Raw genomic sequence first — 1,059 nt, 5'->3', positions numbered from 1 at the left:
GCGGTGTCGATGATCCCCTGCAGCTCACGGAGCACGTGGGCGACACAGAGCTGGTGGGTGGCGTCGGTGTAGGTGTCATACGGCGCCCAGGCGTCGTGAACCACGATCCCGCCGAAGCCGGTCAGCACCCCGAGGGCGTCGATTCCGGCGGTCCCGCGTTGGGGATGGCAGTCGATGAGGGTGTACTTCCCGGTGCGGGCGCAGTGCACCCAGTGCGGTTTCCCGGCGACGCGTAGCCCGGTCTCGTCCGCGCCGACCACGGCGGCGTCGGCGAGCAGGCCGCGGACAGCGGTCAGGAAACCGGTCAGGTCGGCGGCGGCACGGGCGGCCATCGCCGCGACCGTGCCCGCGGACAGGGGGATCCCGACCAGCTCGGCGAGTGCGGTCGCGGTCCGGTCCTTCGACAGGAACTGACCGGAATACAGGTAGACCGCCGCCGCGGTCACCCGCGGCCCGTACTGGACCGGGGCGTTCACCCCGTCCGGCGCCGCGGCCTTCGTCCGTGTCCCGCAGCCGCAGACACGCTCCACCAGCCCATGCTCGGTGACGTGGGCGCGTAGTTCGGGCGGGTCGAACACCTGCCGGCGTTCGACCCGGGCCACTGGCCGGCCCGCGAGCGACGCCCCACAGCCCGAACACGGGCCCGGTTCGTGCCGCAGACGCACATCAGGTTCATCCGTCAGGCACAGCGTCGACCCGGGATGCCCGGCCTGCCCACCAGGGCGCCGGCCGGTCTTCTTCCGCAACGACGTCGGGGGCGGCTTCGCCAGACCGTCCGAGCTCGGTGGTTTCGCCGAGTTCCGCGAGGTCTTCGCGACCTGCGCCTCCAGCTCCGCGATCCGTGCCAACGCCCGCACGAGATCCGCCTGCAGGCTCACCACCAGCGCCGCGAGCTCGTCATACGACGGCACCGGCGGCGCGGGCGGATCATCGGACACACCCGGACCCTACGGGCCGATCAACCACGCCACACCAACACCCCAGGACTGCCAAGCCATCAAAACGTCCCAGCCGGCCGGGGAACGAAAAACAAACGATCTACGAGACCTGACCAGTTAC

Annotated in this window: 1 protein-coding gene; it reads right to left on the bottom strand. The window is 70.9% G+C overall.

Translation table 11 applies throughout. From position 1 onward, the window contains the following. Positions 1 to 938 (bottom strand): IS66 family transposase (tnpC, locus tag C1A33_RS33880; protein WP_115538019.1); only part of this gene is annotated, 938 nt, incomplete at its 3' end. Between the last annotated feature and the right edge of the window lie 121 nt (positions 939 to 1,059).

Origin of the sequence: Frankia canadensis, from assembly GCF_900197875.1 — a bacterium.
Taxonomy (GTDB): Bacteria; Actinomycetota; Actinomycetes; order Frankiales; family Frankiaceae; genus Frankia; species Frankia canadensis.
This window is presented reverse-complemented; position numbering and strand designations above follow the sequence as displayed.